The sequence below is a fragment of the Soonwooa purpurea genome (genome assembly GCF_053891095.1).
Window position 1 is genome coordinate 115327 of sequence record NZ_JBSSMA010000005.1, and the last position, 25900, is coordinate 141226.

Below are 25900 nucleotides of genomic sequence, written 5' to 3' on the forward strand. Positions count from 1 at the left end.
GATATCAAAAAAAATGGAATTAGAATTTCAAGAATATAGTTCGTTGCCAAAATACGCGTTTCAAAACCGTTATAACGAATTTGAAGAACTGAAACATCAACAACCTGACGTTGGCACTTATCCTTTTGACAAAATGGAAGAAGAGTGTGGTATTTTTGGATTGGTTTCAGAAGAAAATTTGGATACTTTTTCGTTGTCACAATTTGGATTATTTGCTTTGCAACATCGCGGACAGGAAGCTTGCGGTATTACAGTAGGTAACAACGGGAAAATGTATTCTATAAAAGATGAAGGTTTGGTTTTAGATGTTTTTAAAACCATAGAAAATCCTGAAACTTTCATGGGAAATTGTGTTATTGGACACACACGATATACGACAGCAGGCGATAAGAAAAAATACAACTACCAACCTTTTTTCGCAAAGAATGAATATGACCAAATCATTCTTTCCATAGCCCATAACGGAAATTTGACCAATGCCAAACAGCTAAAAAAAGAGTTGGAAGAAGAAGGTGTGGTTTTCCGTGCAACATCCGATTCTGAAGTTATTTTAAGATTAATCCAAAAAAATCTTGACCTAGGACTACGTGGCGCGATAAAAGCGACAATGGAAAAAATTGAAGGTGCCTATTCAGTAGTTGGTGTTACCCGAAATAAGTTTTTTGCTTTTCGCGATTTTAATGGTATAAGACCTTTGGTTTTGGGAGCAATCGATGAAAAAACTTTTGTTGTCGCTTCAGAATCTTGTGCCTTAGACGGCGTGGGTGCGCAGTATGTACGAGATATTTTACCAGGCGAAATCGTTTATACAAGCGATAACGAGGAAGGTTTGCAATCCTATTTGGTAAAGGAAAATTGCATTAACAGAATCTGCTCTTTCGAGTATATTTATTTCGCGCGTCCCGACTCGATGTTGGAAGGCATCAATGTTCATGAAGTGCGTGAAAAATCGGGTGCTAAAATTTGGGAACAAGCGCCTGTGGAAGCCGATATTGTTATCGGTGTTCCAGATTCTGGTGTTCCGGCCGCTATTGGTTTTGCGAAAGCTTCAGGAATTCCGTTTCGTCCGGTTTTGATTAAAAATAGATACATTGGACGTTCGTTTATTATTCCGTCTCAGGAAATGCGCGAGCATTTTGTGAATCTTAAATTAAATCCCATTGTTTCGGAGATCAAAGACAAACGGGTGGTAATTATTGACGATTCTATCGTGCGCGGAACAACTTCTAAACGATTGGTGAAAATTTTGAAAAAAGCAGGTGTTAAGGAAATTCATTTCCGCAGCGTTTCGCCGCCGATTATTGCGCCATGCTTTTTAGGAATCGATACGCCAACGAAAGATGATTTGATTTCCGCAAATATGACTAAAGATGAGCTTCGTGATTATCTGGAAGTGGATAGTTTGGAGTTTTTATCGGTTGATAATCTGAAAGAAATTTTGGGTTCTCCAGATCATTGTTTTGGATGTTTTACAGAGAAATATCCTGTCGAAAAGCCAGTAGAAGAAGCTTTGTTTGAGTAATTATTTAGTTGAATATAAAACAATTTCGGCGCGCCCAAAGGGCGCGCCGAAATCGTTTACAAATTTAATATTATTAGAAATTTAGTTTCGATGTTTCATAAAAAAAATGATTGTTTAGTTTTTGTTGCGCAGAGAAAAAACTGCATAAAAAACTAATAATAAAGTATAAATTTTCTTCATCAATATCGAATTCAATTCCCACCAAGATAATTCAATTTTAACAAAATTTTAAGACTTCCACCAATTTGAAAAACTTTGATTGTCATTATTAAAATCTAACTTTTCACCAATCATCGGTGTGAAAATTTTAAAGTTTTTTCCTGCTGAGTTTTCAGAAATTTTATCCAAAGGTTCGTGCCAAGAATGCATGGCCAAAGCGAATTTGCAAGAATGTACAGGGATAACTTTTGTTGCGCCAAGATCTTCGATAACTTGCAAGGTTTCCTCGGGCAAGGTGTGGATATATTGCCAACGGACATTGTATTGCCCATTTTCCAAAATAGCCCAATCGAAAGGACCATATTTTTCTTTTATTGTTTTAAAATGCTGTCCATAGCCGCTATCGCCGCCTAAAAATAGGTTGTGTTTTTTGGTTTTCAAAACATAAGATGACCACAAACTTGTATTTCTGTGAAATCCTCGACCGGAAAAATGCCGCGCTGGCGTGGAGGTGATTTTTAAATCATTTTTTAAATCAGAATCTTCATACCAATCAAGTTCGATAATTTGATAATCTTCAAATCCCCAATGTTCCAGATGCGCACCAACACCAAGTGGACAAACGATTTTATTAATTTTTGATTTTAAATTTTTCATGCTTTTATAATCCAAATGATCATAGTGGTCATGGGTAATTATTAAATAATCGATGTCGGGAAAATCATTCTCATCATAAATATCGGTGCCTCTGAAGGCTTTTGTGGTTCCATTAATAGGCGAGGCGCTGCCACTAAGAACAGGATCTACCAAAAATTTGGTTTTATCAATTTGGAAAAAATAGGAAGAATGCCCCATCCATACAAAAAAATCATTGTTAGGATCTTGTGTTTTAAGGTCAGTCTTTTGTGACGGAATATCTTTAATAGGGAATTTTTCGGGTGTTTTGGTTGTTAAAAAATCCCACATTACTTTCGGCATAGAATAGCCTTGTCCTAAGTTAGGCGTATGTTCTAAGTTATGGAATTTTCCGTTTTTAAAATTCGAAGATTTTTTCATTCTTTCCAAACGAATTCCCTTAGCTTTTGCTCCGAAAGTTGGTTGTTGTATGAAGAGAAAAATGCTAATCGCAATAGCGAAAATTACTACAAATATGAAAGTCATGATTTATAAACTGTTTTTCACCAACAAAAGCCAATCATCTTCTAAAAATTTGTAACCTTGGTCGTAGACGAATCGATATTCCGAAGCATTTTTATAAACAATAAATTGTGTAAAATAATCGAAACTGAAACCTTGTGTTACCAATTTGGATTTTTGGATTTTGGTTTTTCCGTCGGTGTTTAGCTCTGTTAAGATGCGGTGGTTTTTGCGAAGTACATTATTGATATTTCGCATAAGATTGGAGCTGTCTTTGTTTTGACGGTTGTTGTAAGTGTTTCTACAAGCATCCGAGCAAAATCTTTTGTCAGACCTTCCAACGATTTTTTCACCACATTCTGGACAGCTTAGCATATTAATTAATTCAGTTTATTTTTAACAATAATTATTCCGTTCAATCTTTGCGACAACTTGACCGATTTGTAAAAACAACTTTTTAATTTCGAACATTATATAAAGTTACTCCAAAGATTAATAACTAAATTTACACAAATTAATTCTAATGAAATCAAAAATAATATTTTTAGGCTTGTTAGCCGTTTCAGGATTTCTAACAACTGTGCCCGCACAGAAGAATAAATCCACAAAACCGATGACAAAACTTACCAAAGCACAACAAGTATATCCTTATCAGGATTATGCAAAAGTTACTTTAACAACAGATATTTCGCATTTGACGTTTAAGGAAAAACAAGTTTTGAAATTAATGTTTAAAGCAGCAAAAATTATGGACAATTTGTTTTGGCAACAAGCTTATGGTGACAAAACAAAATTGCTTTCCAAACTTTCTGGAAAAGCCAAACAATATGCAGAAATTAATTACGGACCTTGGGATAGACTTAATAACGAAAAAGCTTTTGTAGAAGGCGTTGGCGCAAAGCCAGAAGGTGCGCAATATTATCCAGCAGATATGACGAAAGAGGAGTTTGAAAAAGCCATTCTTCCGGACGGAAAATCACCATATTCTGTAATTAAAAGAGATTCCAGTGGCCAACTTTATTCTGTTCCGTATTCAATAGAATACAAAACCAAACTTCAAGACGTAGCAAAATATCTCAACGAAGCATCAAATCTAGCTGAAGATTCTGGACTTAAAAATTATCTTAAACTTCGCGCAGAAGCCTTGTTGAGCGACAATTATTATCCAAGTGATTTGGCGTGGATGGACATGAAAAATTCCAATCTAGATTTAGTAATTGGGCCAATCGAAAATTACGAAGATCAACTTTTTGGGTACAAAACATCATTTGAAGCTTATGTTTTGGTTAAAGATGTAGAATGGAGTAACAGGTTAGCAAAATTTGTAAAATACCTTCCAGAGCTACAAACTAATCTTCCTGTAAAAGCCGAATACAAAAAAGAAGTTCCAGGTACAGACTCGGATCTCAACGCTTATGACGTGGTTTTCTATGCGGGCGATTGTAATTCTGCGGGAAAGACCATTGCCATTAACCTTCCTAATGACGAAAAAGTACAATTGGAAAAAGGTACGCGCAGACTTCAATTAAAAAATGCGATGAAGGCGAAATTTGATAAAATTTTGGTTCCTATTGCAACGTCTTTGATTGATGATAGCCAACAGAAAAATATCAAATTCGATGCATTCTTTTCAAATGTGATGTTTCATGAAGTGGCACACGGTTTAGGAATTAAAAATACAGTTAACGGAAAAGGCTCTGTACGTGAAGCTTTGAAAGAAGCCAATTCTGCTTTGGAAGAAGGAAAAGCAGATATTTTGGGATTGTACATGGTGAATCAGTTATTGCAAAAAGGCGAATTGTCAGGAAGTAAAGAGGATTATTTCGTGACATTTTTAGCAGGAATTTTCCGTTCTGTAAGATTTGGGGCTAGTTCAGCACACGGAACCGCAAATATGATTGCTTTTAATTATTTTGCTGAAAAAGGCGCTTTCGAAAAGTTAAGCAACGGGAAGTATAAAGTCAATGTTCCGAAAATGGAAGCTGCTATGAATGGGCTTTCAGAGCTGGTTTTGACTTTGCAGGGCAATGGCGATTATGAGGGGATCAAAAAGTTGTATGCCGAAAAAGGAATTATTCCTGCAGATTTGCAAAAGGATCTGGATAAACTTAAAACACATAATATCCCAGTTGATATAGTTTTCGAACAAGGTCCACAAATGTTGGGTTTGAAGTAAATTTAATCTAAAATCATATTAACAGAAGTCCAAATTTCATTTCCGATTTGGACTTCTTTTTTTATTTCTGGATTCAGTTTAAAACCTATTTTTTCGTAGCATTTTATAGCGCCAATATTCCAATCAAACACATTAAGTTCGGCAGATTTATTTGGGAAATGTTGATAGCCAAAGTCGAGTAGTTGCTGCACGATTATTTGTCCGAGTCCCTTTCCACGATGGTTTTCAGGGCCAATTAAAATACGGCCAAGCAAAAAAGTAGCGTCTTTTTCTAAAATTTGTGCATGACCAATAATGTTTTTGCTTTCTTCATCGAGTACAGAAAAAGCATTTCGTTTTGGATTTTTTAAATCTTCAAAAAATTGTTCTTCTGTTAAAGGAAAACTAAGAGCAGCACCAGCAAATTGCATCTAATACCGAGGGTTTTTAATCCAAGAATTTAATATTTTAAAATCCTGATGTTCAAATGTTCTTAGCCGAATCATTGTTGTGGTAAATTAAGACGATTGTTGTAGATGATATCGATTAAATCATTTGCAAAGTCATTGCGTGGATACATTTCTCCATTTATGGATAAGGCGATTGATATTTTGTTTTTATCATCATAAATCAAAATTGTACTCGTTCCTGAAGTTCCGCCCGTGTGACCCAAAAAATCAATATTATGGAATTTGAAAGCCATCAAACCGCGCCCATAAGTTTCTTTTCCGAGAATAGGTTTCATCTTTTTAAGACTTTCAGTTTTGATGATTTTAGCATTGAATAAGGCGGTGATGAAACTGTTGATATCTTTCATAGATGATGAGATATCGCCAACTGCGGTAATGTTTTTAAAATAAAAATCCTTTTTGGTTTTCCAATTTCCATCTTCAAAAATATGAGAAAGATTGATGTTCTGAGGATTTTCTTCTGCAGAATGTGTATTCTTGAGTTTTAGTTTTTTGGTGATATTTTGTTTTAAAACTTCCGAAAAATTTTTGTTCGTTTTCTTTTCAATGATTTTTCCAAGAAGATAATATCCTGAGTTGGAATAGGAAATGCTGTCGTTGGGTGAGAACAATATAGCTTGTTTTTTGATTTCGTCAAGCAATTCTTTGTCGGTTCTTTCTTTGCCTAGCCATGGCGATTTACCATCTTTTTTGATGTAATTGCTGAGCCCGCTACTGTGTTCTAATAAATTCTGAATGCTAATTTTATCGGCATTTTTGATGTCCGGGAAAAATTCTTCAAGTTTTGTATTAAGGCTAAGTTTTTGGTTTTCAATTAATTTAAAAACTAAAGTTGCTGTGAAAAGTTTGGTGACAGAACCTATTTGATAACGGACATTGTTGGATTTAATTTCACCAAAATTCTTTGCATACATTTCTTTTCCATCTTTTAAAATCGAAACGGTACCTATGTCCAGATTTTGTTTTTCTATATGGCTGAGGTAGGCATCTATTTTATCAGAATTGATCTTTTGAGAACTTAGGTTTAGGCTTAATATTAAAAATGCAAATATTGAAAAATAGGATTTGGAGATCATTTGCGTTAAGTTTTTTTAATTATAACAAAATTTAACTTCAGTCAAAAATAGGAAACAAATCCAGTGTTTAATAGGCTTTTAAAAATTTTTTAGATTATTTATCCATTTACAAACGACTACAAACGATTTTAAATACTTTTCTACCGACTAATATTTTTTTCTTCTTGCAACTTTGTCCCAGAGATTTAAGAAATCAACTAACGTCTTGAATCTAATGTTTAATTAAAATTTTAATATTATGTCTTTAAGAAATCGCGTGACACTTATCGGTCGCACTGGCAAAGATGCAGAAATTCACACTTTCGAAAATGGATCAAAAAAAGCAAGTGTAAGTCTGGCTACATCAGATTTTTACATTAATCAAAACGGTGAAAAAGTGGAAGAAACGCAATGGCACAATCTCGTGGCATACGGAAAAGTGATTGATATTATTGAGCGTTATGTTCCCAAAGGAAAAGAAATCGCCATAGAAGGCAAAATTATGTACAGAAACTACGAAGACAAAGACGGGGTAAAACGACAAATAACCGAAATTCGAGTTGAAGAAATTCTACTCCTTAGTAATTGAGAATTCAACAAAAAAGCGCAGAATTATTTATCTTCTTCTGCGCTTTCTTGATTTTTTAGTCGGTCGGATATATATTCGATTTGGGTTTTGCCGTGTGCCTTTGGTTTTCCATTTTCATCCAATGAGACCATTACAATTTTATCAATAGTAATGATGGTTTGTTGCGTCATTTTGTTACGAACCTCGCATCGCAAGGTTAAAGATGTGTGACCAAAGCTTACAGGATGCAATCCGATTTCAATAATATCGCCTTGCTTTGCAGAATCGATAAAATTAATTTCGGACATATATTTGGTAACGGTTTTTGGATTTTCCAGCTGTATAATTGAATATAAAGCAGCTTCTTCATCAATCCATTCCAAAAGACGACCTCCAAAAAGCGTGTGGTTGGGATTAAGATCTTCTGGTTTTATCCATTTTCGTGTGTGGTATTTCATAGTAAGATGATTTGTAGGCAAAACTATGATATTATCTTGGTTTTATCATGTTTTTATGATGAAGATCTTCTATGATTTTAAGTTTAAAAATAGATGAATAATTAGGAATGAATAACAAATTGAAAGTCTTAGATTATTAGTAACTTTGCTTCCATCAAAAGAAGAATTTTCGACATAATGAAACCGAGTTTAGCAAAAGGAACTAGAGATTTTACGGCACAAGAAGTATTTCGTAGAAAATATATCATCAATAAATTACAAAAGAATTTTGAACTGTTTGGTTTTCAGCCTTTAGAAACACCAAGTTTTGAGAATCTATCGACACTTACAGGAAAATATGGTGAAGAAGGCGATCGCTTGATTTTTAAAATTCTTAATTCTGGGGATTATGCTGCAAAAACAAAAGATGAAGATTGGACAGCGAAGAATTCGCAAAAATTAATTTCTCAAATTTCAGAAAAAGCACTTCGTTATGATTTGACAGTGCCTTTTGCAAGATTTGTAGCGATGAATCAAGGACAATTAAGCTTCCCTTTCAAACGTTACCAAATTCAACCCGTTTGGCGTGCCGATCGTCCACAAAAAGGGCGTTACAGAGAATTTTATCAATGCGACGCCGACGTTGTTGGAAGCACAAGCCTTTGGCAAGAAGTGGAATTATTGCAATTGTATTTTAAATCTTTTTCAGATTTAAAATTGCCAGTTAGCATCCACATGAACAACCGGAAAATTCTTTCTGGATTGGCAGAATATGCTGGGATTTCTGAGCAACTTATTGACTTTACTGTAGCTTTGGATAAACTGGATAAAATAGGAAAGGACGGTGTTGTGAAAGAAATGCTCGAGAAAAATATCTCTCAGGAAGCTATTGAAAAACTTGACTTTCTTTTTAACCAAAGCGATGATGCGCTAGAAAATCTATTGCAATTAAAAGAGCGCTTCACAAACATTGAAATCGGAATGCAAGGTGTTGACGAGTTAGAATTTGTCATGTTGAAAGCGCGTGATTTGGGTATAGATGCTGAAAGTTTGGTGTTCAATATCACTTTGGCGCGTGGACTGGATTATTATACAGGTGCGATTTTTGAAGTCAAAGCGGATGGCGTTGAGATAGGATCTATCGGTGGCGGCGGTCGTTATGATAATCTTACAGAAGTTTTCGGTGTAAAGGATGTTCCAGGAATAGGGGTTTCTTTCGGTTTGGACAGAATTTATTTAGTTTTGGAAGAATTGGGTTTATTCCCAAGTTTTAATGAAAACGGAATTCAGTATTTATTTGCCAACTATGGCGAAAAAGAAGCCATAGAATCCCTGAAAATAATTACGCAATTACGCGAAAAAAATATAGCAGCAGAACTTTATCCTGAAGCCTCAAAGCTAAAAAAACAATTTACTTACGCAGAGAAAAAAGCAATTCCAAGTCTGGTTTTTTTAGGTGAAGAAGAAATTAAAAACGGAACGTTAACGATTAAAAATTTATCAAATGGCGAACAAAAAACAATACGCCAAGATGATTTTTTGAACATCGAATTATAAATAAAATGCCGGCCTCAAAATCATTTCATGTCTTAAATGGTGATTGTTTATTAGAAAATTTACAATATGTTTTTGATAAAAAAAATACAATTGTTTGGAGAGAATGTTTGATAGAAGGTCCTGTTTTGATAAAAAACTTTTGGGCGAACAGAGAGAAATTTATTTTAGAAACTTATTCTGAATGCAAAGAAATTTATAGTCGAAAAGTTATTTCAGAATTTCAAAATTTCCTCAATATCGATGCAAGTTCGGATGTTTATTTTTGGTTTGAAGACGATGTGTTTTGCCAAATCAATTTTTGGTTTTTATTAAGTCAGATTGATGCTAATAAAGAATTGAAATTACACCGTGTTTTTCCAATACAAGACGAACAATGGAATGGTTTTTCTAGGTTGAAACCTACAGATGCCGAGGTGCTTTTGAAAACTTCCAAACCTATAAAATCAAAAGATTTAGAATTAGGAAAAAAACTTTGGAATGCTTATTCGGAGGAAGATTTTAAAACTTTAGAATTATTAGCTAAAAGTGAAAATCAAATTTTCAGACAACTTGATGAAGTCGTTAAGGCTATTATAAAACTAAAGAGCGGAAATTTAAAAAAAGAGCTAAAACTAATCTATCAAACCGAAAAATCATTTGAAGAAAACTTTAAAATAATCCAATATCATTACCGAATTTATGGTTTTGGAGATTTACAAATCAAAAATCTAATATAATAAAAAAGACGGCATTCGCCGTCTTTTTTATTGTTTTTTTTCAGTTATTGAGCAGATTTTTCAACATCTTGTTTCAATTCCGTCGCTTTATTTTTAACCTGGTCTACCGCATCGTTCGCCTTTGCTTTTAGGTCATTCCCAAATTTCGACAGGTTCTCTTTTGCTGTGTTAATCGTATCTTTCACTTTCTGTTGCTCTTCTGGCGTCGATTTTTTATACTTCCAATATGCCAAAGCGCCCAATCCTAACAAAGCCAATAAGCCATTCTTTTTAGATCCCATAATGTATTGTTTTATAATTATTAAAAAACTAATTTAATTAAATAATACGAAATAATGTGCCAACTATTCATGTGGAAATCATAATAAAAAGTTAAAATTTCGGCGTGCCCCTTTTTGTTTTTTGCTACACCAAAGCTTTGCTAAAAAACAAAAGGGTCGGTCTTCGCGCAGTCGCTGTTTTTTTTTCGAGGCTCCGCTTCGCTGCGCCATCTACACAAAAAACGAGCTCCAACAATGCGCTTCGCCCTCACGCAGGATTTGCCTTTTGTTTGAAAGTTAGATTATTATTTTTGAAAAAATAACAGACTTCTTTTAAATAAACTTATTTAGTTGGATATTTTTGCATTAAAGCTTGTAAAATAGCCCAAGTTTCCAAATCCAAAATACCATCGGTTTTTTCTGGCCTGAAATGATACTGAAAAGCTTCAATAGTTTGTTTGGTTTGTTTATCCCATACTGTTGTACTGTCAAGTTTGTAACCGAATTTATTTAAAGCAGTTTGTATTTTATAAATAAACTGTGGGGTATTGTACTGAGCTAGAAGATCCTCTTGAGTCATAGTGTTAAGAAAAGCAAGCTTTGTTGCATCATCATACCACATCCCGATTTGATACTCGTCGTATAATCTTTTCCATGGGAACATTGGCCCAGGATCTTGTTTTCTTGTTGGTGCAATGTCAGAATGTGCCAATATATTAGTTGGCGGAATATTATATCGTGTTGCGATATCTTTTACAAGATTCGCGACTTTTTTGATTTGTTTTTCTGGAAAACCTGGAAAGATTTTAGTTCCTGTTGCGTTAGTAGTCCAGCCAGCATTTACGATTTCAATACCAATAGAAATGTCATTTAGGTTTTGGTCTGCTCGCCAATTGCTTACACCTGCATGATAAGCACGTTTATTTTCATCAACCAAAAGATAGATTTCATTATCGTCATAAGAATTTACAAGATAATGTGCACTAACAGACTGTTGTGTTAAGACAGACGCAGATTTATCATTATCAAGAGCGGTGTAGTGTAAAATGACATAGCGTTGACGAAAATTCTGTGCAACAGCAGGGAAATAGGTTTTTACAACTTTATAATGATTAGGTTTCGCCGCAACAATAGAGCCATAACTTATCGTATTGTCATTTTTTGTAATGTCTCCAATATTGACTTTATAAAAGTCCGCTTCTTCTTGTTTGATAGGTGGTTTTATTGGGATAATTGGTTGTGCAGTTGTAATAGGTTTGGGTGTTGCAACAACTTTTTTAGTGTTATTTTGGGAACCGCAAGAAACTAAGCTGATTCCTAATCCTATGACATATAATGAATTACGCATACAAGGGCTTTTTATTGTGTTTTTAAAGTTCAAAAATATGAAAAAAAATTACAAAAATAATTTGGTACATATTAAAAAGTGTTCTATATTTGCACTCGCAATTCAGCAGTAAACGATCATTAAAATTAAATAAAAGTAAGGAGGGTTGCCGGAGTGGTTAACGGAGCAGTTTGCTAAACTGTCGACCCGAAAGGGTCGCGTGGGTTCGAATCCCACACCCTCCGCACTTATATTATATTTCGGGGCGTAGCGTAGTCCGGTCATCGCGCCTGGTTTGGGACCAGGAGGTCGCAGGTTCGAATCCTGCCGCCCCGACTTTTTAAAAATAATGAGAGTAATCTCTGGAAGGGTGCGTAGCTCAGCTGGATAGAGCATCTGCCTTCTAAGCAGACGGTCACAGGTTCGAATCCTGTCGCGCTCACAAAAAAACTCACAACTTGTTTGTGAGTTTTTTTATTAAAGTTTCGTTGACCTCGGGGCGTAGCGTAGTCCGGTCATCGCGCCTGGTTTGGGACCAGGAGGTCGCAGGTTCGAATCCTGCCGCCCCGACGGAAAAGCCACTTCAATTTTGAAGTGGCTTTTTTTATTGACGCCGCATCACGTAGATTAAATAAAACAAGAACGGAAGAATAAATAGAGAACCAATTAATAGCGCCCAAGCTAATGCGTTGATTGTTGCTTCTGGAGCTGCTTGGTCTAGTAAAGAATAGTGATTTCCGTTTCCTAATAAAACAATATTTGGATAATGTTGATAGGTCGCTGCAACCAAAATTAAAACCACTTGCAATCCCGCAAATAATCGGATGGGAAGAAGTTTTCGGATTTTCATGCAATAGAAAATTAAACCCAACAAAATCGTTGCAACAACAACGGCTGCCATTCCCAACGGTTTCGAAAATATCCACTGAAATAATGGAATTCCAGAATAATATGCTGCGCCAAAAACCAACGTTCCTGTTAAAACAACTAAGACCATTGCTTTTTTAGATTTTCCAATCATCATCGTTACTTCATCATCACTTCGGCTTTCTCTGATGGAAAGAATACACGCCAAATACGAACAAATCGCAATCGTGAAAAGTCCCACCGCAACACCAAAAAGATTGAGCCAACTAAAAATATAGAGATCCAAAAAGTTGGTTGCATCAGGATTAATTGATGATGAAACGGTTGCTGCTGCAATAATGCCTAGAAAGAAGGGGGTCAACAAACTTGCCGCATAAAATATTCTGGAATACAAAACCTGCCATTGATCTTCTACTGCATCATAATTCCGGAATGTAAAAGCCGTTCCACGAGCGATAATTCCGACCAACATCAATACCAACGGAATATGAAGATAGGTTGAAATTCCAGCATAAATCTGCGGAAAACCTACAAATAAAACCACAATTGCGATAATCAACCACATATGATTGGCTTCCCAAACGGGCGCAATCGCATCGTGCATAATGTCGTGAACTTTCTTTTTCGTGTTTTTTCCAGCAAAAAGTTCGACAATTCCACCACCGAAATCCGCACCTCCAAAAACGACGTACAAACAAACTGAAAGCCATAAAAAGGCGATAACTACGTAGATCATGACTTTTTAGTTTTAGGTGAATAATTTGGATCGGTTGGGTCGTATAATTTTGGAACCATTTTAATTTGTCTTGACAATAAGAACGCTAAAATCATCGCTAAAGTCACGAAAATAAACGTGAAAAAGTAAAATGAATACTGAATTCCGGGCATCGGTGTTACGGCATCAATAGTTTTCATGACACCATAAATTATCCATGGTTGTCGCCCAACTTCGGTTACCGTCCAGCCTGCTTCTAGAGCGATATAACCAAATGGCGTCGCAATAAAAAACATTTTAAGAAACCATTTTTTGGTCATCCATTCTTTCTTTTTGTACAAAGTGAAAAGATAAATTCCTCCCATCAACATCATCACAACACCAAAGAAAATCATAATCTGAAAAGCGTAGTGAACAACGGCAACCGGCGGCCACAAGTCTCTCGGGAAGTCATTCAAACCTTTAACTTCACTATTAAAGTCGCCTGTCGCGAGAAAGCTTAAAACTTTTGGAACTTTAACGGAATATTTTACTTCACCCGTTTTTTCATCAGGAATTCCACCCAAAACGAAGGCGGCACCTTTTTCAGTTTCAAAATGAGCTTCCATCGCGGCTAGTTTGATAGGTTGTCTTTTGGTAACTGACTTCGCCGCGATATCACCACTTAACGGCGCTCCAAAAGCTCCAATCAATGCAAATCCCATTGCAATTCGGAACGCCTTGGTGTGAAACTCGATATTTTTCTTCTTTAAAATTAAATAAGCATGAACACCAGCAACCGCAAATCCAGTCGCGCAAAATGCAGCAACAGTCATGTGGAAAGCTTGCGGAAACCAAGCTTCATTAAACATCGCTTTTATGGGATCAATGTTGATGTATTCACCATTCACAAAATCAAAACCAGCAGGACTATTCATCCAAGCATTGGCGGCTACAACAAGAATTCCTGATGCTAAACCGCTAATCCCAACAATTAGTCCGCAAACCCAATGAAACCATTTGTTTAATCGGTCCCAACCGTATAAGAAGAAACCTAAAGCGATGGCTTCAATAAAAAATGCCGTTCCCTCAAGTGAGAAAGGCATGCCGAAAATGGGACCTGCATGTTCCATAAATTTTGGCCACAATAAACCTAACTCGAAAGAAAGCATCGTCCCTGAAACTGCACCTGTCGCAAAAAGTATTGCAACACCTTTACTCCAAGCTTTGGTGAGGCCTTTGTAGATTTCGCTTCCCGTTTTTAGATATTTCCAATGAGAGTAGGCCATAAGAAAAGGCATTACCATCCCAACACAAGCGAATATGATGTGGAAACCTAATGATAGAGCCATTTGCGACCGAGCCGCGATAAAATCATCCATCCTGTTACTGTTTTGAATGATTAAAGCTAAGAATTATAACTTATTCATACTTACATTATTATGGATTAATTTCAATGATAAATTTCATCTATTAAAATTTAATATATTTATGCAAGTTGACTATATTATTTAACTAATTTTTGGATGCTAAAAACTTTCAAAATCTGATATTTTTTTCCATATCTCTATGTTTTTGTATAATGAAAGAGTAAAAAATATAAATTCAAAAATGCTTCGTGAATTCTTTTCTTAGTTTCGTGAAATAAAATGATACATTCGTAAAGTGACAAGCATAAAATAGTAAGGGTGTTTTTTTCTTTGTGGCAAAATTTAAAACATTTTAACAATGAAAAAACTATTACTCATTTTTGGATCTTGCTTGGCGCAGATGTCCTTGGCTCAAATTCCTGCTTTAAGTCATTCATTTACGAATACTTTGGTTTCTCCAGGTTTTTCTATGGGAAACAATGGAATTGGTTTAGATGAAGACAGAAGTTATGACGCAGCAAAAGCTGCCAAATTAGCTGCTGGTCATGATTTTTTAAAAGTTACTTTAACAACTACTCAAAAAAATGCTTTATTATCCAACGGAACTATATCGCTTTGGTACAAGCATGAAGGCACAGGACAAAGTGCTTTTGGAACTAACAAACCTCTGATTTTTTGGTCCAATGGTGGATACAGTTATTCAGAAGGAATAATGTTGGGACTCAATAGTGCTGGAAGAATTCAGCTTTTGTCTTATCTTGGTAACAATGCAAATAATTCTGCGTCTGGACAAAGTTTTATCAACTTCCCAACTTCGGGTTGGAATCACATAGCAATCAGTTGGACGAATGGACCGAGTTCTAGTCATAGGATGAAAGTTTACCTTAACGGTGTTGAAGTGATCAATGTTAAAAGTCCATTCCAAGGTCTTCCATCTACATCATCGTCGGACATTTTTTTTACAGGATTTAATGCTAATTTCCCTAGTTCGCTTTACGGCAGCATCGATGAAATTAAAGTATATACGGAGCAACTTTCAGACGCACAAATTTTATCACTATTTTCAACTGAGCTTCCTACCAATTGTGTAGTCAATATTCCTGATGCTAATTTCAAAAATGCATTACTAAATTATAATACTCCAAAAATAGATGTTAATAACGACGGAAAAATTCAATGTTTGGAAGCGGAAGCTTTTCAGGGAATTCTAAAACTCAATAATAAAAACATTAGCGATCTTACAGGTTTGGAGGCATTTAAAAATCTTGGTGGACTGCAGGCTGCAGATAATAATATAAGTAAAGTGGATGTAAGTAGCCTTAAAAGATTGAATCACATTTCTGTGACAGGTAATCAATTGACTTCTTTGAATGTTGCCAATGGGAATAACACGAATTTTAATACAATGCTCTCGAACTTAAATAATAACCTTACTTGCATTCAGGTAGATAATCCTAATTACAGTCAAGCCAGTTGGGTAGGAACTTATTTTAGCATTCCTGCGGGAGCTTCATACAGTACCAATTGCGCACCAGCTCCATGTGAGGTGAATATTCCTGATGGTAATTTTAAATTTGCACTACTAAACCATACTCCTACAATTGACACCAATGGTGATGGCAAAATACAATGTACGGAAGCGGAAGCAGTTACTGAAAATTTAGCACTTTCGTTAAAAGGCATCAACAATATGACAGGAATTGAAGCTTTTAAAAATATTAAACAATTATTTTTAAGAGATAATAATTTAACAACTTTAGACCTAAGCGCGAATACAGCTTTGACAAATGTTGATTGCGCACGTAATCAATTAACCAGCATTAACTTGGGTACGAATACAGCTTTGAGGAATTTGTACATTCAAGAGAACCAATTAACAAGTTTAGATGTAAGTGCAAATACGGGATTAAGCAATTTGGTTTTGAACGATAATCATTTAACCAGCATAGATGTAAGTTCAAATACAGCCTTATCCAATCTAGGTTTTGCGAGAAATCAAATTAGCCAAATTAATCTAAGCACAAACTCAGCCTTAATTATATTGGTGACAAGTGATAATCCAATAACAAGTTTAGATCTAAGTTCAAATCCACAATTATATGTTATAGACAGTCAGAATTCGCAATTATCAAGTTTAAATTTAGCGAATGGAAATAACGGTATCATATCGGATCTTTACATTCAAAATAATCCAAATCTTACCTGCGTTCAAGTTGATAATGTTGCTTACAGTATTGCTAACTGGACAGATCCTACTTCTTACATAAAAGACAGCATTGCTAATTACAGTGAAGATTGTAGCTCTACATTAGGAACTAATAATATCGGATCAAAAACAAAAATAGAAGTGTATCCAAATCCAACAAAAGGAATTGCACAATTAAGCGAAGTTGCAGATATACAGGTTTTTGACGCTAGCGGAAGATTAATTCTGACAAAAGATAAAACCAAAGAAGTTGATTTAACATATCTGAAAAGTGGCGTTTATTTTATTAAAACTAAAACGTCTGAAAAACTAATAAAAATTATTAAAGACTAAGCTAATCATACTTTAATAATAGTTAATAACTTTTTTATATTTTTTGGAAGACTGTCCAACGAAAGTTGGACGGTCTTTTCTAAAGAAAATGAATAAATTTAAGCCTGTAATTAACATGTTATCAAGTTTGAGTAAAATTCATAATTTTGAGAAAAACAATTGCCTTGAAATTTCTATTTTTTCTGTTTTGCTCCTTATACTTATTTGGACAATCCAATCCTTATGCTTTTACGCTCAACAAAATCTCTGGTTTGCCATCAGATATGGTGTTTGATGTTAAGCAGGATAGGCAAGGTTTTATCTGGTTGGGGACTGCCAAAGGCATTTTTCGATATGATGGTGTTGAGGTCAAATCTTTTACTAGTGTGGATGTAACGGTAAAATCGGTTTCAAATATTAATCAAGATAAAAAAGGAAGAATTTGGTTTCAAGATTTTAACGGCAATATTTTCTTTGTAGAGGATAATCGGATACAGAGCTTTAAGGCTTATAAAGCAAATGGTTTTCTTAAGTACGCTCTAATTCATGATAAACTTTACATTGCGGGAAAAAAAGGCATTAGGATTTATGATATTAGCAGTTTTCGGTTGCTTAAAGAGATTCCGTTAGATCTTCATACAACTATCCAAACTGTTGCTTTGGAAGATAGTTTTTATACGATTGGAGAAGAAATCCACGTGGTTAATCCACAAAATCAATTAAGGAAATTGACTTTGCCCGCAGATTACACCAAAAAGATTACAGCTCCAATAATCACAACAGATGGGAAAAAGCTTTATGTTTTTTCTAAATTTGATCCAAGTTATTTAGTTATTAATAACGGAGAAAATAGTCTTAAGACTTTGCCTTTTAATGTCGTATTTACTCAAAACGCCAATGTTATCGATCAGGATATTTGGCTGTGTTCTACCAAAGGTTTATATCGATTCAATCCTCAGAATAATACTTATAAACACTATTTTGCAGAAACAAATATATCTTTTATTACCAAAACGGCAGTCGGTAATTTCTGGATTTCTACATTAACCAATGGTGCGTTGTATGTAGAGGATTTTAACTCTGGTTTTATTGCAACACCAACGATTCCTATACGTTTGGTAAATGAGCAAAACAACTTGTTGTTTTCCTCCAATCGCGATGAGATTTTTAGTGTAGATGAATTGTTTAATGTGCAAAGGATTTATAAAGGTAAGACAGATCATGTGATTTCACCTTTGTTTGTTGATCGTAATAATAACCGACTTCTTTTTGCATCTTCAAAATTTATAATTAAATCTCAACACGCTACTTTAGAACATATTATTGCGGTAAAGCAAATTGCGCAGTTGGATGCCAAATATTATGTGATTAGCGCCAGTACTTGGAATGGCATCATCTATACCGATCCAAAACTTAAAAGTGAGTGGGACAAAGAGTTCGGAGCATTAAAGCAACATTCGCAAGATGGGATCTACTTTATACCATTGGTGACTTCAGAAAACGGTAAAAATTGTTTTGTAGATACTAAAGACAATAGCATTTATTTTTTGACTAATTATGGTATAAGACGTTATCATAAAGGCATTACCAAAGATATTCCGAATGATACTAAGAGTGTTTTTATCCAAATGGAAAATCTGGATGGTAAAATCTATCTACTTTCTCAAAATGAAAATTTATATGAGTTAAACTCAGGAAAAGTTCATAAAATTAAACTTCCTAATAAGTTTGAAAATGCGAAAATTCAGAAATTTAAAATTATTGATGATAGCATTTATTTAATAAAAGACAATGTGGTTTATAATTATTTGCCACAACAACAAAAGATAATTCCGGCGTTACACATCCCAAAAGATGTAGAAATTAATGATATTGCAAAGTTCCAGCATCGTTTATTCTTTTCGACTAATAAAGGGATTATTCATATTCCTTATACTAATACATTTGGTTTTCAACCTTTAAAGTTATTTGTAAATAACATAACGGCAAATGGCAAAATTATCCACAACAAGGATTTTGACCAACTGAAATCATCTCAAAATAATATTGAAATTAATTTTGATATTCAGTCAGAAGCACCCAATGCACAATATGAGATTTATTATAAAATGGACGACTCTAACTGGCAAAAGATTTCTAATCTTAACAGACGTCTGGTTTTTTCATCGATTTCTAGCGGCAAACACCACGTTGTTTTAAAAATAGTTCGAGATTCTGAAGTTATTAGCAAAGAGATTTCATTTTATATTTCGCCTCCTTTTTATCTTACATGGTGGTTTTTGGCACTTTTGGGAATAGCTTTGATTTTTGGAATTTATTTCATTTTTAAAACAATTATTAAACGAATCAACTTAGAAAATTCAAAAAAAATAGAAAAACTAAACTTAGAAAAATTAGTCAATCAGAATAAACTTAAATCTCTGAAATCCCAGATGAATCCTCATTTTTTCTTTAATGCACTCAATACTTTACAATCTTATATTGTGGCTAATGAAAAGAAGGAAGCCGTATTCTATCTGTCTAAATTTTCAAAATTAACTCGATCTATCCTTGATATGAGTGACCGAGATAACATCTCCTTAAAAGAAGAAATAGAAACTCTAAAAGTCTACCTCGATTTGGAAAAAGCTAGATTCGATAATGATTTTCAGTATAATATTTTTGTAGATGAGCAATTGGAAAATTCAGATGTTACAATTCCTACCTTGCTTATTCAGCCTTATGTAGAAAACGCCATAAAACATGGGCTTTTACACAAAAATGCGAATAAGAATTTAGAAGTTACTTTTGATAAATTTAATGATATGTTAATGATTAAAATTGAGGATAACGGAATTGGAAGAAAAAGAAGTATGGAACTGAATGCTATAAAAAATAAAAACCATAAATCTTTTGCAACACAATCCTTAGAAGAGCGAATAATGTTGATTAACCATAGCGAGCAATACCAAATTAACATACAATATATTGACAAAAATGACAATCGAGGAACTATAGTCCTTTTAAAAATAAAATCAAGTGATGTGTAACGATATTAATGCAATAATAATTGACGACGAAGAAAGGGCTCGGATGAATCTAAAACTTTTAGTCGAAGAATTCTGTCCTGAGATTAAAATAATTGCCGAATGTAAAAGCCTTTCCGCAGGTGTGAAAACTATTCGCAAAGAAAATCCTGCGCTGGTCTTTCTAGATATCGAAATGCCTGGTCATAGTGGATTAGAACTTTTAGATTTTTTTAATGAATCCGAAGTTAATTTTTCAATTATTTTTGTGACTGCTTATAATAATTACGCCATTAATGCCTTCAAATTATCGGCTGTAGATTATTTACTAAAACCAATCAATCCGCAAGATTTGCAAAACGCCGTTGCTTTATTTCAGAAACGAAAAAATCAAACGGATAATTTGATTGCGCTCAAAACCAATTTAGAACATTCTTTTAATAACAAGATTGCAATTCCAGTTTCCGGAAAAATTATCTTTATGAATATCGAAGATATACTCTATCTAAAAGGGGATGGAGCTTATACGACAATTAATAAAACTGACAGAACAAATTTGTTGGTCTCCCGTAATCTTAAATATTTTGAAGACTTTTTTAAAGATAATAACAGCTTGATGCGTGTCCATCGGTCTTATATTGCTAATCTTAGCCATATAGGAAGTTTGGGAAAAAAAGATGGTGCATATATCGAATTTCTGAATGGCGATTGGATTCCCATTGCTAATGATAAGTTACAAGAAATACTAAATAAAGTGAATTTCATGAAGAAATAATTTATAATGCTAAGGGATATTTTAAGGTATTATCGAATAACTTTGAAGTCAAATTTCATCTATTAAAATATAATTTATTTATGCAAGTTGACTATATTATTTAACTAATTTTTGGATGCTAAAAACTTTCAAAACCCGAAAATTTTCACGATATTTGTAGGTCTTTGCACAGCGCAAAAATTAAAAATTTTATATGAGTCAAAAACAATATACAGCAAGTAGTATTCAGGCATTGGAAGGAATGGAGCACGTACGTATGCGTCCTTCGATGTACATTGGTGATGTGGGCACTAGAGGTCTTCACCATTTGGTTTATGAAGTAGTGGACAACTCTATTGATGAGGCTTTGGCAGGTTATTGTGATACAATTACGGTAACCATCAAAGAAGGCAACGGAATCGAGGTGACCGATAATGGTCGTGGTATTCCGGTTGACTTTCACGAAAAGGAGCAAAAATCAGCTTTGGAGGTTGTAATGACCAAAATTGGAGCAGGAGGGAAGTTCGATAAAGATTCGTATAAAGTTTCGGGAGGTTTACATGGCGTTGGGGTATCGTGTGTTAACGCGCTTTCTAACGACATGATTACGACGGTTTTCCGGGACGGAAATGTGTATCAACAACATTATCAAAGAGGAAAAGCTCTAGAAGATGTTAAGCAAGTAGGAAATACTGACAAGCGTGGAACGATGCAGTTCTTCCAGCCGGATGATACAATTTTCACTGATTTGGTTTACAATTACGATACATTAGCAAATCGTTTAAGAGAACTTTCTTATTTAAATAAAGGAATTAAAATCACTTTAACAGACGAAAGACAAGTTTTAGAAGATGGAAGTTTCAAATATGAAGTTTTCCATTCTGAAGGTGGTCTTAAAGAATTTGTTGAATATATCGATGGAAATCGTGAATCGATAATGGAACACGTTATTTACATGGAAGGTGATCGAGAAGGGATTCCTGTAGAAGTGGCAATGCGTTATAACACGTCGTTTAATGAAAACCTTCACTCGTATGTTAACAATATTAATACACATGAGGGAGGAACGCATTTAGCTGGTTTCCGTAGAGCATTAACAAGAACTTTGAAAAAATATGCTGATGAACTTGGTTTACCAGCAAAAGAAAAAGTAGAAGTAACAGGAGATGACTTCCGTGAAGGACTTACAGCAGTTATTTCTGTTAAAGTTATGGAACCTCAATTTGAAGGGCAAACGAAAACCAAATTAGGTAACTCAGAAGTTTCGGGTGCGGTTGATAAAATCGTTGGTGAAATGCTAACGAACTTCCTAGAAGAAAACCCATCTGAAGCTAAAACAATCGTTCAGAAAGTTGTTTTGGCAGCAAAAGCACGTCAAGCAGCTAAGAAAGCGAGAGAAATGGTTCAACGTAAATCGCCAATGGGCGGTTCTGGACTTCCAGGAAAATTGTCAGATTGTTCTTCGAAAGATCCAGCAGAATCAGAATTATTCCTAGTGGAGGGAGATTCTGCGGGTGGAACAGCTAAACAAGGTCGTGACCGTCATTTCCAAGCTATTCTTCCTTTGAGAGGTAAAATTTTGAATGTTGAAAAATCGATGCTTCACAAAGTATATGACAACGACGAAATCAAAAATATCTATACAGCATTAGGTGTAAGCGTGGGTACTGAGGAAGATTCAAAAGCTTTGAATTTAACAAAACTTCGTTATCATAAAATTGTGATTATGACCGATGCCGATATCGATGGATCTCACATTTCGACGTTGATTTTGACATTCTTCTTTAGGTATATGAAAGAATTGATTGAGAATGGATATGTCTATATCGCTCAACCACCTTTGTATTTGTTGAAAAAAGGTAACAAAAAAATCTACGCGTACAACGAAAAAGAACGTGAAGAAATTACGCTAGAAATGTCACCAGACGGAAAAGGTGTAGAAGTACAACGTTACAAAGGTCTTGGGGAAATGAATCCTGAGCAGCTTTGGGACACAACGCTTAATCCAGAACATAGAACGCTTAAGCAAATTACAATCGAAAATGCTGTAGAAGCAGATAGTGTTTTCTCAATGTTAATGGGCGATGAGGTGCCACCAAGAAGAGAGTTTATCGAAAAAAATGCAGTTTATGCACGTATCGATGTTTAATTAAATTTTAAACTTAAAAATAAAATTTATACTAAACCTTCCTGTTTTGGAAGGTTTTTTGTTGTCAAACGAAAAAAAATATTATATGAAAAATTTGTTTACAATCTTTGCTATTTCTATGCTTGCATTTACAAGTTGTACAAAAAAAGAAGCCACTCAGATTCAGGTTAACACAAAAGATTCTGTCGCTACAGGAAAATCTTTCGCCGTTGATTCAATCAAAATTTCGGATTCTATTAAAAAGTCAGCCAATATCACGTTGGCTTATGAAAATTCGATTTTGGTTTTTCCAGGCATCGAAGATAAAAGTCTTCTCGACAGCATCTATATCCCAACCGGCCTCAAGGCAAAAGACTTTTCTCAAGATGCTTTAAAATTAACATTAGAACAAGACAGAACCGACTTCTACAAAGGTTTTGACAACGCAGATTACGAGCCCTCTTCTCGTCAAACTTGGGATAATACGTCTAACATGACTGTGTTTAGCAATCAGTCCGATGTATTGACTTTGCGTTATACAACAAGCGGTTATACAGGCGGCGCACATGGATTTTATAATGAAATTTATAAAGTTTTTGACCTTAAAAATAAAAAAAGTATTAATCTGGAAGATGTGGTGAAAAATCCAAAAGATAAAGCTTGGGAAAAAATGTTGATGGACAGTTTTATAAAAAATGATAAAGATGATCAAAAAGCGATGTTGCTCGAGAAGACGATTCCGCTGAACCATAATTTCTATTTCGGAAATAACAGCATCACTTTTGTTTATAATCAATACGAAATTACCGCTTATGCAGCAGGTTTGGTGTATATAAGCTTGCAATATGACGACATCAAAGATTATTTGAGGCCAGAATTTTTACAACGAATTGCGCATTAATATTTAAATAAATTTAACTTAACTTTGCAATACGTCAAACTCCGATTATTCGGAGTTTTTTATTAAATATTACATGAAAACAGCGTATATCATTAATCCTTTTTCAGCAAAAAAAAATTATCAAAACTTTTTGACAGGGCTTAAATCCAAAGTTGAAAATCCTTTAGTTTTGGTGTCAAAATCTATCGAAGATAGTTTTAATTTTATAAAAGAAAACTGGGACGATGTAGATGTTTTTGTAGCTATTGGCGGCGATGGGACGATCTCTACAGTAGCGAGTAAGTTGGTAAATACAGATAAAATTTTAGCTGTTTTTCCAGCAGGTTCGGGTAATGGTTTTTCTAATGAAACCAACTTTTCTAAAAACATTGATAAACTTTTAAAAAAATTAGAAAAACGAGAATTCAAGTTAGTAGATTCATTTATGATAAATAATAATTTATCGATAAATGTTTCTGGTGTTGGCTTGGACGGAAATATTATCGAAGGTTTTGAACATTCCAAACGTGGTTTTAGCAACTACATCAAAATCACTGTTGAGAAGTATTTTAAATTTAAACCTATTAAAGTCAAGTTTGAAGAAAAATATAAAAACTTCGATGGCGAATATATGATGGTTAATGTTGCCAACACACGACAGTTTGGGAACAATGCTTATATCGCACCACAAGCCGATATGTCCGATGGTAAAGTCGAATTGGCTTTGGTAAAAAAGTTTCCGCTGCCAGCAGGATTAACCTTTGCTTATCAAATGTTTACTAAAAGCTTAAAACCAGGCAAATATTTGCAATACATTTCGACTTCCGAAATTTCGTTTTCTGTCGATTCCGAAGCATGGCATCTCGATGGCGAATATTATAGAATAAAATCTCCAATCCACATCCGAGTGCTTCCCCAAAGTTTACGAATATTAATATAGAATTTTAGTCAAAAGCTGTATCTTTGAGCGACAAAGCCTTTCTATGCGCAACAAACTCAAAATTATCAACGATCCAGTCCATGGTTTTATAAAAATTCCACATGAGATTCTTTATGATGTTATCGAACATCATTACTTCCAAAGACTCCGCAGAATTTCTCAAACGGGATTATTGTCTTTGGTATTTCCAGGGGCAAAACATACGCGCTTTCATCATGCTTTGGGCGCGATGCATTTGATGTTTACAGCATTAGAAACTTTAAAATTAAAAGGTGTTTCTGTTTCTAAAGAAGAAGAAAAAGCGGCATTGTTGGCGATTTTGTTACACGATGTTGGACATGGACCTTTTTCTCACGCTTTAGAAAACCGATTGATGGATAATTGGCATCACGAAAAATTGTCTTTGCTGTTGATGACAAAACTAAACGAAGAATTTTCTGGTGAACTTAGTTTGGCGATAGAAATGTTCAAAGGTCAGTATTCTCGTAAGTTTTTCAACCAATTGATTTCATCACAATTGGATGTTGATCGTTTGGATTACCTCAAACGAGATAGCTTCTACACGGGCGTTGCCGAGGGTAATGTTAATACACAGCGTATTATTTCGATGCTTAATGTTAGCAACGATGAGTTGGTGGTCGATTCCAAAGGCATTTATTCCATAGAGAATTATTTAACGGCAAGAATGTTCATGTATTGGCAGGTTTATTATCACAAAACCGCGGCTTTATCAGAACATCTGTTGGTCAAAATTTTAGGCCGAGCCAAAGCTTTGGTTTCAGAAAAAAAAGACTTGGATGCGCCGAAGTATCTTAAATATTTTTTGGAAAACCAACATTTCGAAGAACAGAACGAACTCAATATCAAAAACTTTACAATGCTCGACGATATGGATGTTTTTCAGGCAATAAAAGCTTGGACAGAATCCGATGATTTTGTATTGTCTTATCTTTGCAAAACCGTTATCTATCGTAATTTTCCGAAGACGATGTCCTCCTCACAATATTTCTCAGAAGATTTTATACAGACCAAAATTGAGAAAACCAATCGTTTTTTTAACATCGATAATGGACACGAATTGGTCGATCAAATTTCGAGAAGTTTGCTGCCTTATGACACCGAAAAACAACCGATATTTCTTCTGGATAAATCCGGGAAAAAGTTAAAATTGGAAGATTCTGAAAACCAAATACTTTCGTCTTTCATTAATCAACCGAACACGAAATATATATTGTCTTTCCCAAGAGAGATTTTATAAATTTGGGCGATTCTTGCAAATCCTAAGCATTTCCAAGGCTTTTTGCAAGACCGGGCTATTCGCTGTATCTTTTTTGCAAAGACTTTAGCTTCGCAAGTCCTTTCAAAAAAGGATGCCGCTGCT

At 34.6% G+C, this 25900-nt stretch carries 21 protein-coding genes and 4 tRNA genes; 16 read left to right on the top strand and 9 right to left on the bottom strand.

Annotated elements, in window-relative coordinates; genetic code table 11:
- The first annotated feature begins 13 nt into the window (after window positions 1-13).
- Window positions 14-1522: an amidophosphoribosyltransferase gene (purF, locus tag ACVFVN_RS06420; protein WP_456234673.1), complete on the top strand. Its 1509-nt coding sequence runs from the start codon at window positions 14-16 to the stop codon at window positions 1520-1522.
- Window positions 1523-1750: 228 nt separating this feature from the next.
- On the opposite strand, the gene ACVFVN_RS06425 is transcribed toward purF, so the two are convergent.
- Both ACVFVN_RS06425 and ACVFVN_RS06430 read right to left on the bottom strand, forming a co-directional pair.
- Window positions 1751-2842, bottom strand: a complete 1092-nt coding sequence (locus ACVFVN_RS06425) for an MBL fold metallo-hydrolase (RefSeq protein ID WP_165137285.1) — start codon at window positions 2840-2842, stop codon at window positions 1751-1753.
- Between the two features lie 3 nt (window positions 2843-2845).
- On the bottom strand, window positions 2846-3193 hold the full coding sequence (locus tag ACVFVN_RS06430) for a DUF2116 family Zn-ribbon domain-containing protein (protein WP_165137287.1): 348 nt from the start codon (window positions 3191-3193) through the stop codon (window positions 2846-2848).
- A gap of 148 nt (window positions 3194-3341) precedes the next feature.
- Here ACVFVN_RS06430 and ACVFVN_RS06435 point away from each other — a divergent pair, with 148 nt between their 5' ends.
- Window positions 3342-4994, top strand: a complete 1653-nt coding sequence (locus tag ACVFVN_RS06435) for a dipeptidyl-peptidase 3 family protein (RefSeq protein WP_456234674.1) — start codon at window positions 3342-3344, stop codon at window positions 4992-4994.
- 2 nt (window positions 4995-4996) lie between these two features.
- On the opposite strand, the gene ACVFVN_RS06440 is transcribed toward ACVFVN_RS06435, so the two are convergent.
- The gene (locus ACVFVN_RS06440) at window positions 4997-5404 is read right to left on the bottom strand and encodes a GNAT family N-acetyltransferase (RefSeq protein ID WP_456234675.1); all 408 of its coding nucleotides are present in this window, start codon (window positions 5402-5404) and stop codon (window positions 4997-4999) included.
- Window positions 5405-5475: 71 nt separating this feature from the next.
- Window positions 5476-6519, bottom strand: a complete 1044-nt coding sequence (locus ACVFVN_RS06445; protein WP_456234676.1) for a serine hydrolase domain-containing protein — start codon at window positions 6517-6519, stop codon at window positions 5476-5478.
- A gap of 238 nt (window positions 6520-6757) precedes the next feature.
- Between ACVFVN_RS06445 and ACVFVN_RS06450 the strand changes: the two genes are divergently transcribed.
- On the top strand, window positions 6758-7087 hold the full coding sequence (locus tag ACVFVN_RS06450; RefSeq protein ID WP_165137291.1) for a single-stranded DNA-binding protein: 330 nt from the start codon (window positions 6758-6760) through the stop codon (window positions 7085-7087).
- Between the two features lie 23 nt (window positions 7088-7110).
- Here ACVFVN_RS06450 and ACVFVN_RS06455 read toward each other — a convergent pair whose 3' ends face one another.
- Window positions 7111-7524, bottom strand: coding sequence for an acyl-CoA thioesterase (locus ACVFVN_RS06455; RefSeq protein ID WP_165137292.1), 414 nt, complete (start codon window positions 7522-7524; stop codon window positions 7111-7113).
- 177 nt (window positions 7525-7701) lie between these two features.
- On the opposite strand from ACVFVN_RS06455, the gene hisS reads away from it, so the two are divergent.
- Together hisS and ACVFVN_RS06465 are read left to right on the top strand one after the other, a co-directional pair.
- Window positions 7702-9060, top strand: coding sequence for a histidine--tRNA ligase (gene hisS / locus ACVFVN_RS06460; protein ID WP_456234677.1), 1359 nt, complete (start codon window positions 7702-7704; stop codon window positions 9058-9060).
- 5 nt (window positions 9061-9065) lie between these two features.
- Window positions 9066-9776, top strand: a complete 711-nt coding sequence (locus ACVFVN_RS06465) for a hypothetical protein (protein WP_456234678.1) — start codon at window positions 9066-9068, stop codon at window positions 9774-9776.
- 44 nt (window positions 9777-9820) lie between these two features.
- Here the strand turns inward: ACVFVN_RS06465 and ACVFVN_RS06470 are convergent, their stop codons facing one another.
- Together ACVFVN_RS06470 and ACVFVN_RS06475 are read right to left on the bottom strand one after the other, a co-directional pair.
- Entirely contained in the window at window positions 9821-10057 is a 237-nt protein-coding gene (locus ACVFVN_RS06470) for a YtxH domain-containing protein (protein WP_165137295.1), read from the bottom strand.
- Between the two features lie 322 nt (window positions 10058-10379).
- Complete coding sequence (locus ACVFVN_RS06475) at window positions 10380-11384, bottom strand: N-acetylmuramoyl-L-alanine amidase (RefSeq protein WP_456234679.1); 1005 nt, start codon at window positions 11382-11384, stop codon at window positions 10380-10382.
- A 139-nt stretch (window positions 11385-11523) separates the two neighbouring features.
- Between ACVFVN_RS06475 and ACVFVN_RS06480 the strand changes: the two genes are divergently transcribed.
- From ACVFVN_RS06480 to ACVFVN_RS06495, 4 genes are all read left to right on the top strand, one after another.
- A tRNA-Ser gene (locus ACVFVN_RS06480) sits at window positions 11524-11608 on the top strand.
- 16 nt (window positions 11609-11624) lie between these two features.
- Window positions 11625-11699: transfer RNA gene (locus ACVFVN_RS06485), tRNA-Pro, on the top strand.
- A 32-nt stretch (window positions 11700-11731) separates the two neighbouring features.
- Window positions 11732-11805, top strand: a tRNA-Arg gene (locus ACVFVN_RS06490).
- Window positions 11806-11858: 53 nt separating this feature from the next.
- Window positions 11859-11933: transfer RNA gene (locus ACVFVN_RS06495), tRNA-Pro, on the top strand.
- Window positions 11934-11967: 34 nt separating this feature from the next.
- Here the strand turns inward: ACVFVN_RS06495 and ACVFVN_RS06500 are convergent.
- Both ACVFVN_RS06500 and ACVFVN_RS06505 read right to left on the bottom strand, forming a co-directional pair.
- Window positions 11968-12966, bottom strand: a complete 999-nt coding sequence (locus tag ACVFVN_RS06500; protein WP_165137297.1) for a cytochrome d ubiquinol oxidase subunit II — start codon at window positions 12964-12966, stop codon at window positions 11968-11970.
- Window positions 12963-14306 (bottom strand): cytochrome ubiquinol oxidase subunit I, encoded by a 1344-nt coding sequence (locus ACVFVN_RS06505; protein WP_165137298.1) that lies wholly within the window; start codon window positions 14304-14306, stop codon window positions 12963-12965. Before ACVFVN_RS06505 ends, ACVFVN_RS06500 begins: the two co-directional genes overlap by 4 nt.
- Before the next feature lie 346 nt (window positions 14307-14652).
- Here ACVFVN_RS06505 and ACVFVN_RS06510 point away from each other — a divergent pair, with 346 nt between their 5' ends.
- The 7 genes from ACVFVN_RS06510 (at window position 14653) to ACVFVN_RS06540 (ending at window position 25777) form a co-directional block, all read left to right on the top strand.
- A complete protein-coding gene (locus tag ACVFVN_RS06510) occupies window positions 14653-16833 on the top strand; it encodes a LamG domain-containing protein (protein ID WP_165137300.1) in 2181 nt (726 codons plus the stop codon).
- Window positions 16834-16997: 164 nt separating this feature from the next.
- On the top strand, window positions 16998-19841 hold the full coding sequence (locus ACVFVN_RS06515; RefSeq protein WP_228455874.1) for a sensor histidine kinase: 2844 nt from the start codon (window positions 16998-17000) through the stop codon (window positions 19839-19841).
- Entirely contained in the window at window positions 19834-20592 is a 759-nt protein-coding gene (locus ACVFVN_RS06520) for a LytR/AlgR family response regulator transcription factor (protein ID WP_165137311.1), read from the top strand. Before ACVFVN_RS06515 ends, ACVFVN_RS06520 begins: the two co-directional genes overlap by 8 nt.
- Window positions 20593-20785: 193 nt before the next feature.
- A complete protein-coding gene (gene gyrB, locus ACVFVN_RS06525; protein ID WP_456234680.1) occupies window positions 20786-22720 on the top strand; it encodes a DNA topoisomerase (ATP-hydrolyzing) subunit B in 1935 nt (644 codons plus the stop codon).
- Between the two features lie 85 nt (window positions 22721-22805).
- Entirely contained in the window at window positions 22806-23600 is a 795-nt protein-coding gene (locus ACVFVN_RS06530) for a DUF3298 domain-containing protein (protein ID WP_456234681.1), read from the top strand.
- A 73-nt stretch (window positions 23601-23673) separates the two neighbouring features.
- A complete protein-coding gene (locus ACVFVN_RS06535) occupies window positions 23674-24519 on the top strand; it encodes a diacylglycerol/lipid kinase family protein (protein WP_456234682.1) in 846 nt (281 codons plus the stop codon).
- A gap of 43 nt (window positions 24520-24562) precedes the next feature.
- A complete protein-coding gene (locus tag ACVFVN_RS06540; protein WP_456234683.1) occupies window positions 24563-25777 on the top strand; it encodes an HD domain-containing protein in 1215 nt (404 codons plus the stop codon).
- Window positions 25778-25900: the final 123 nt, after the last annotated feature.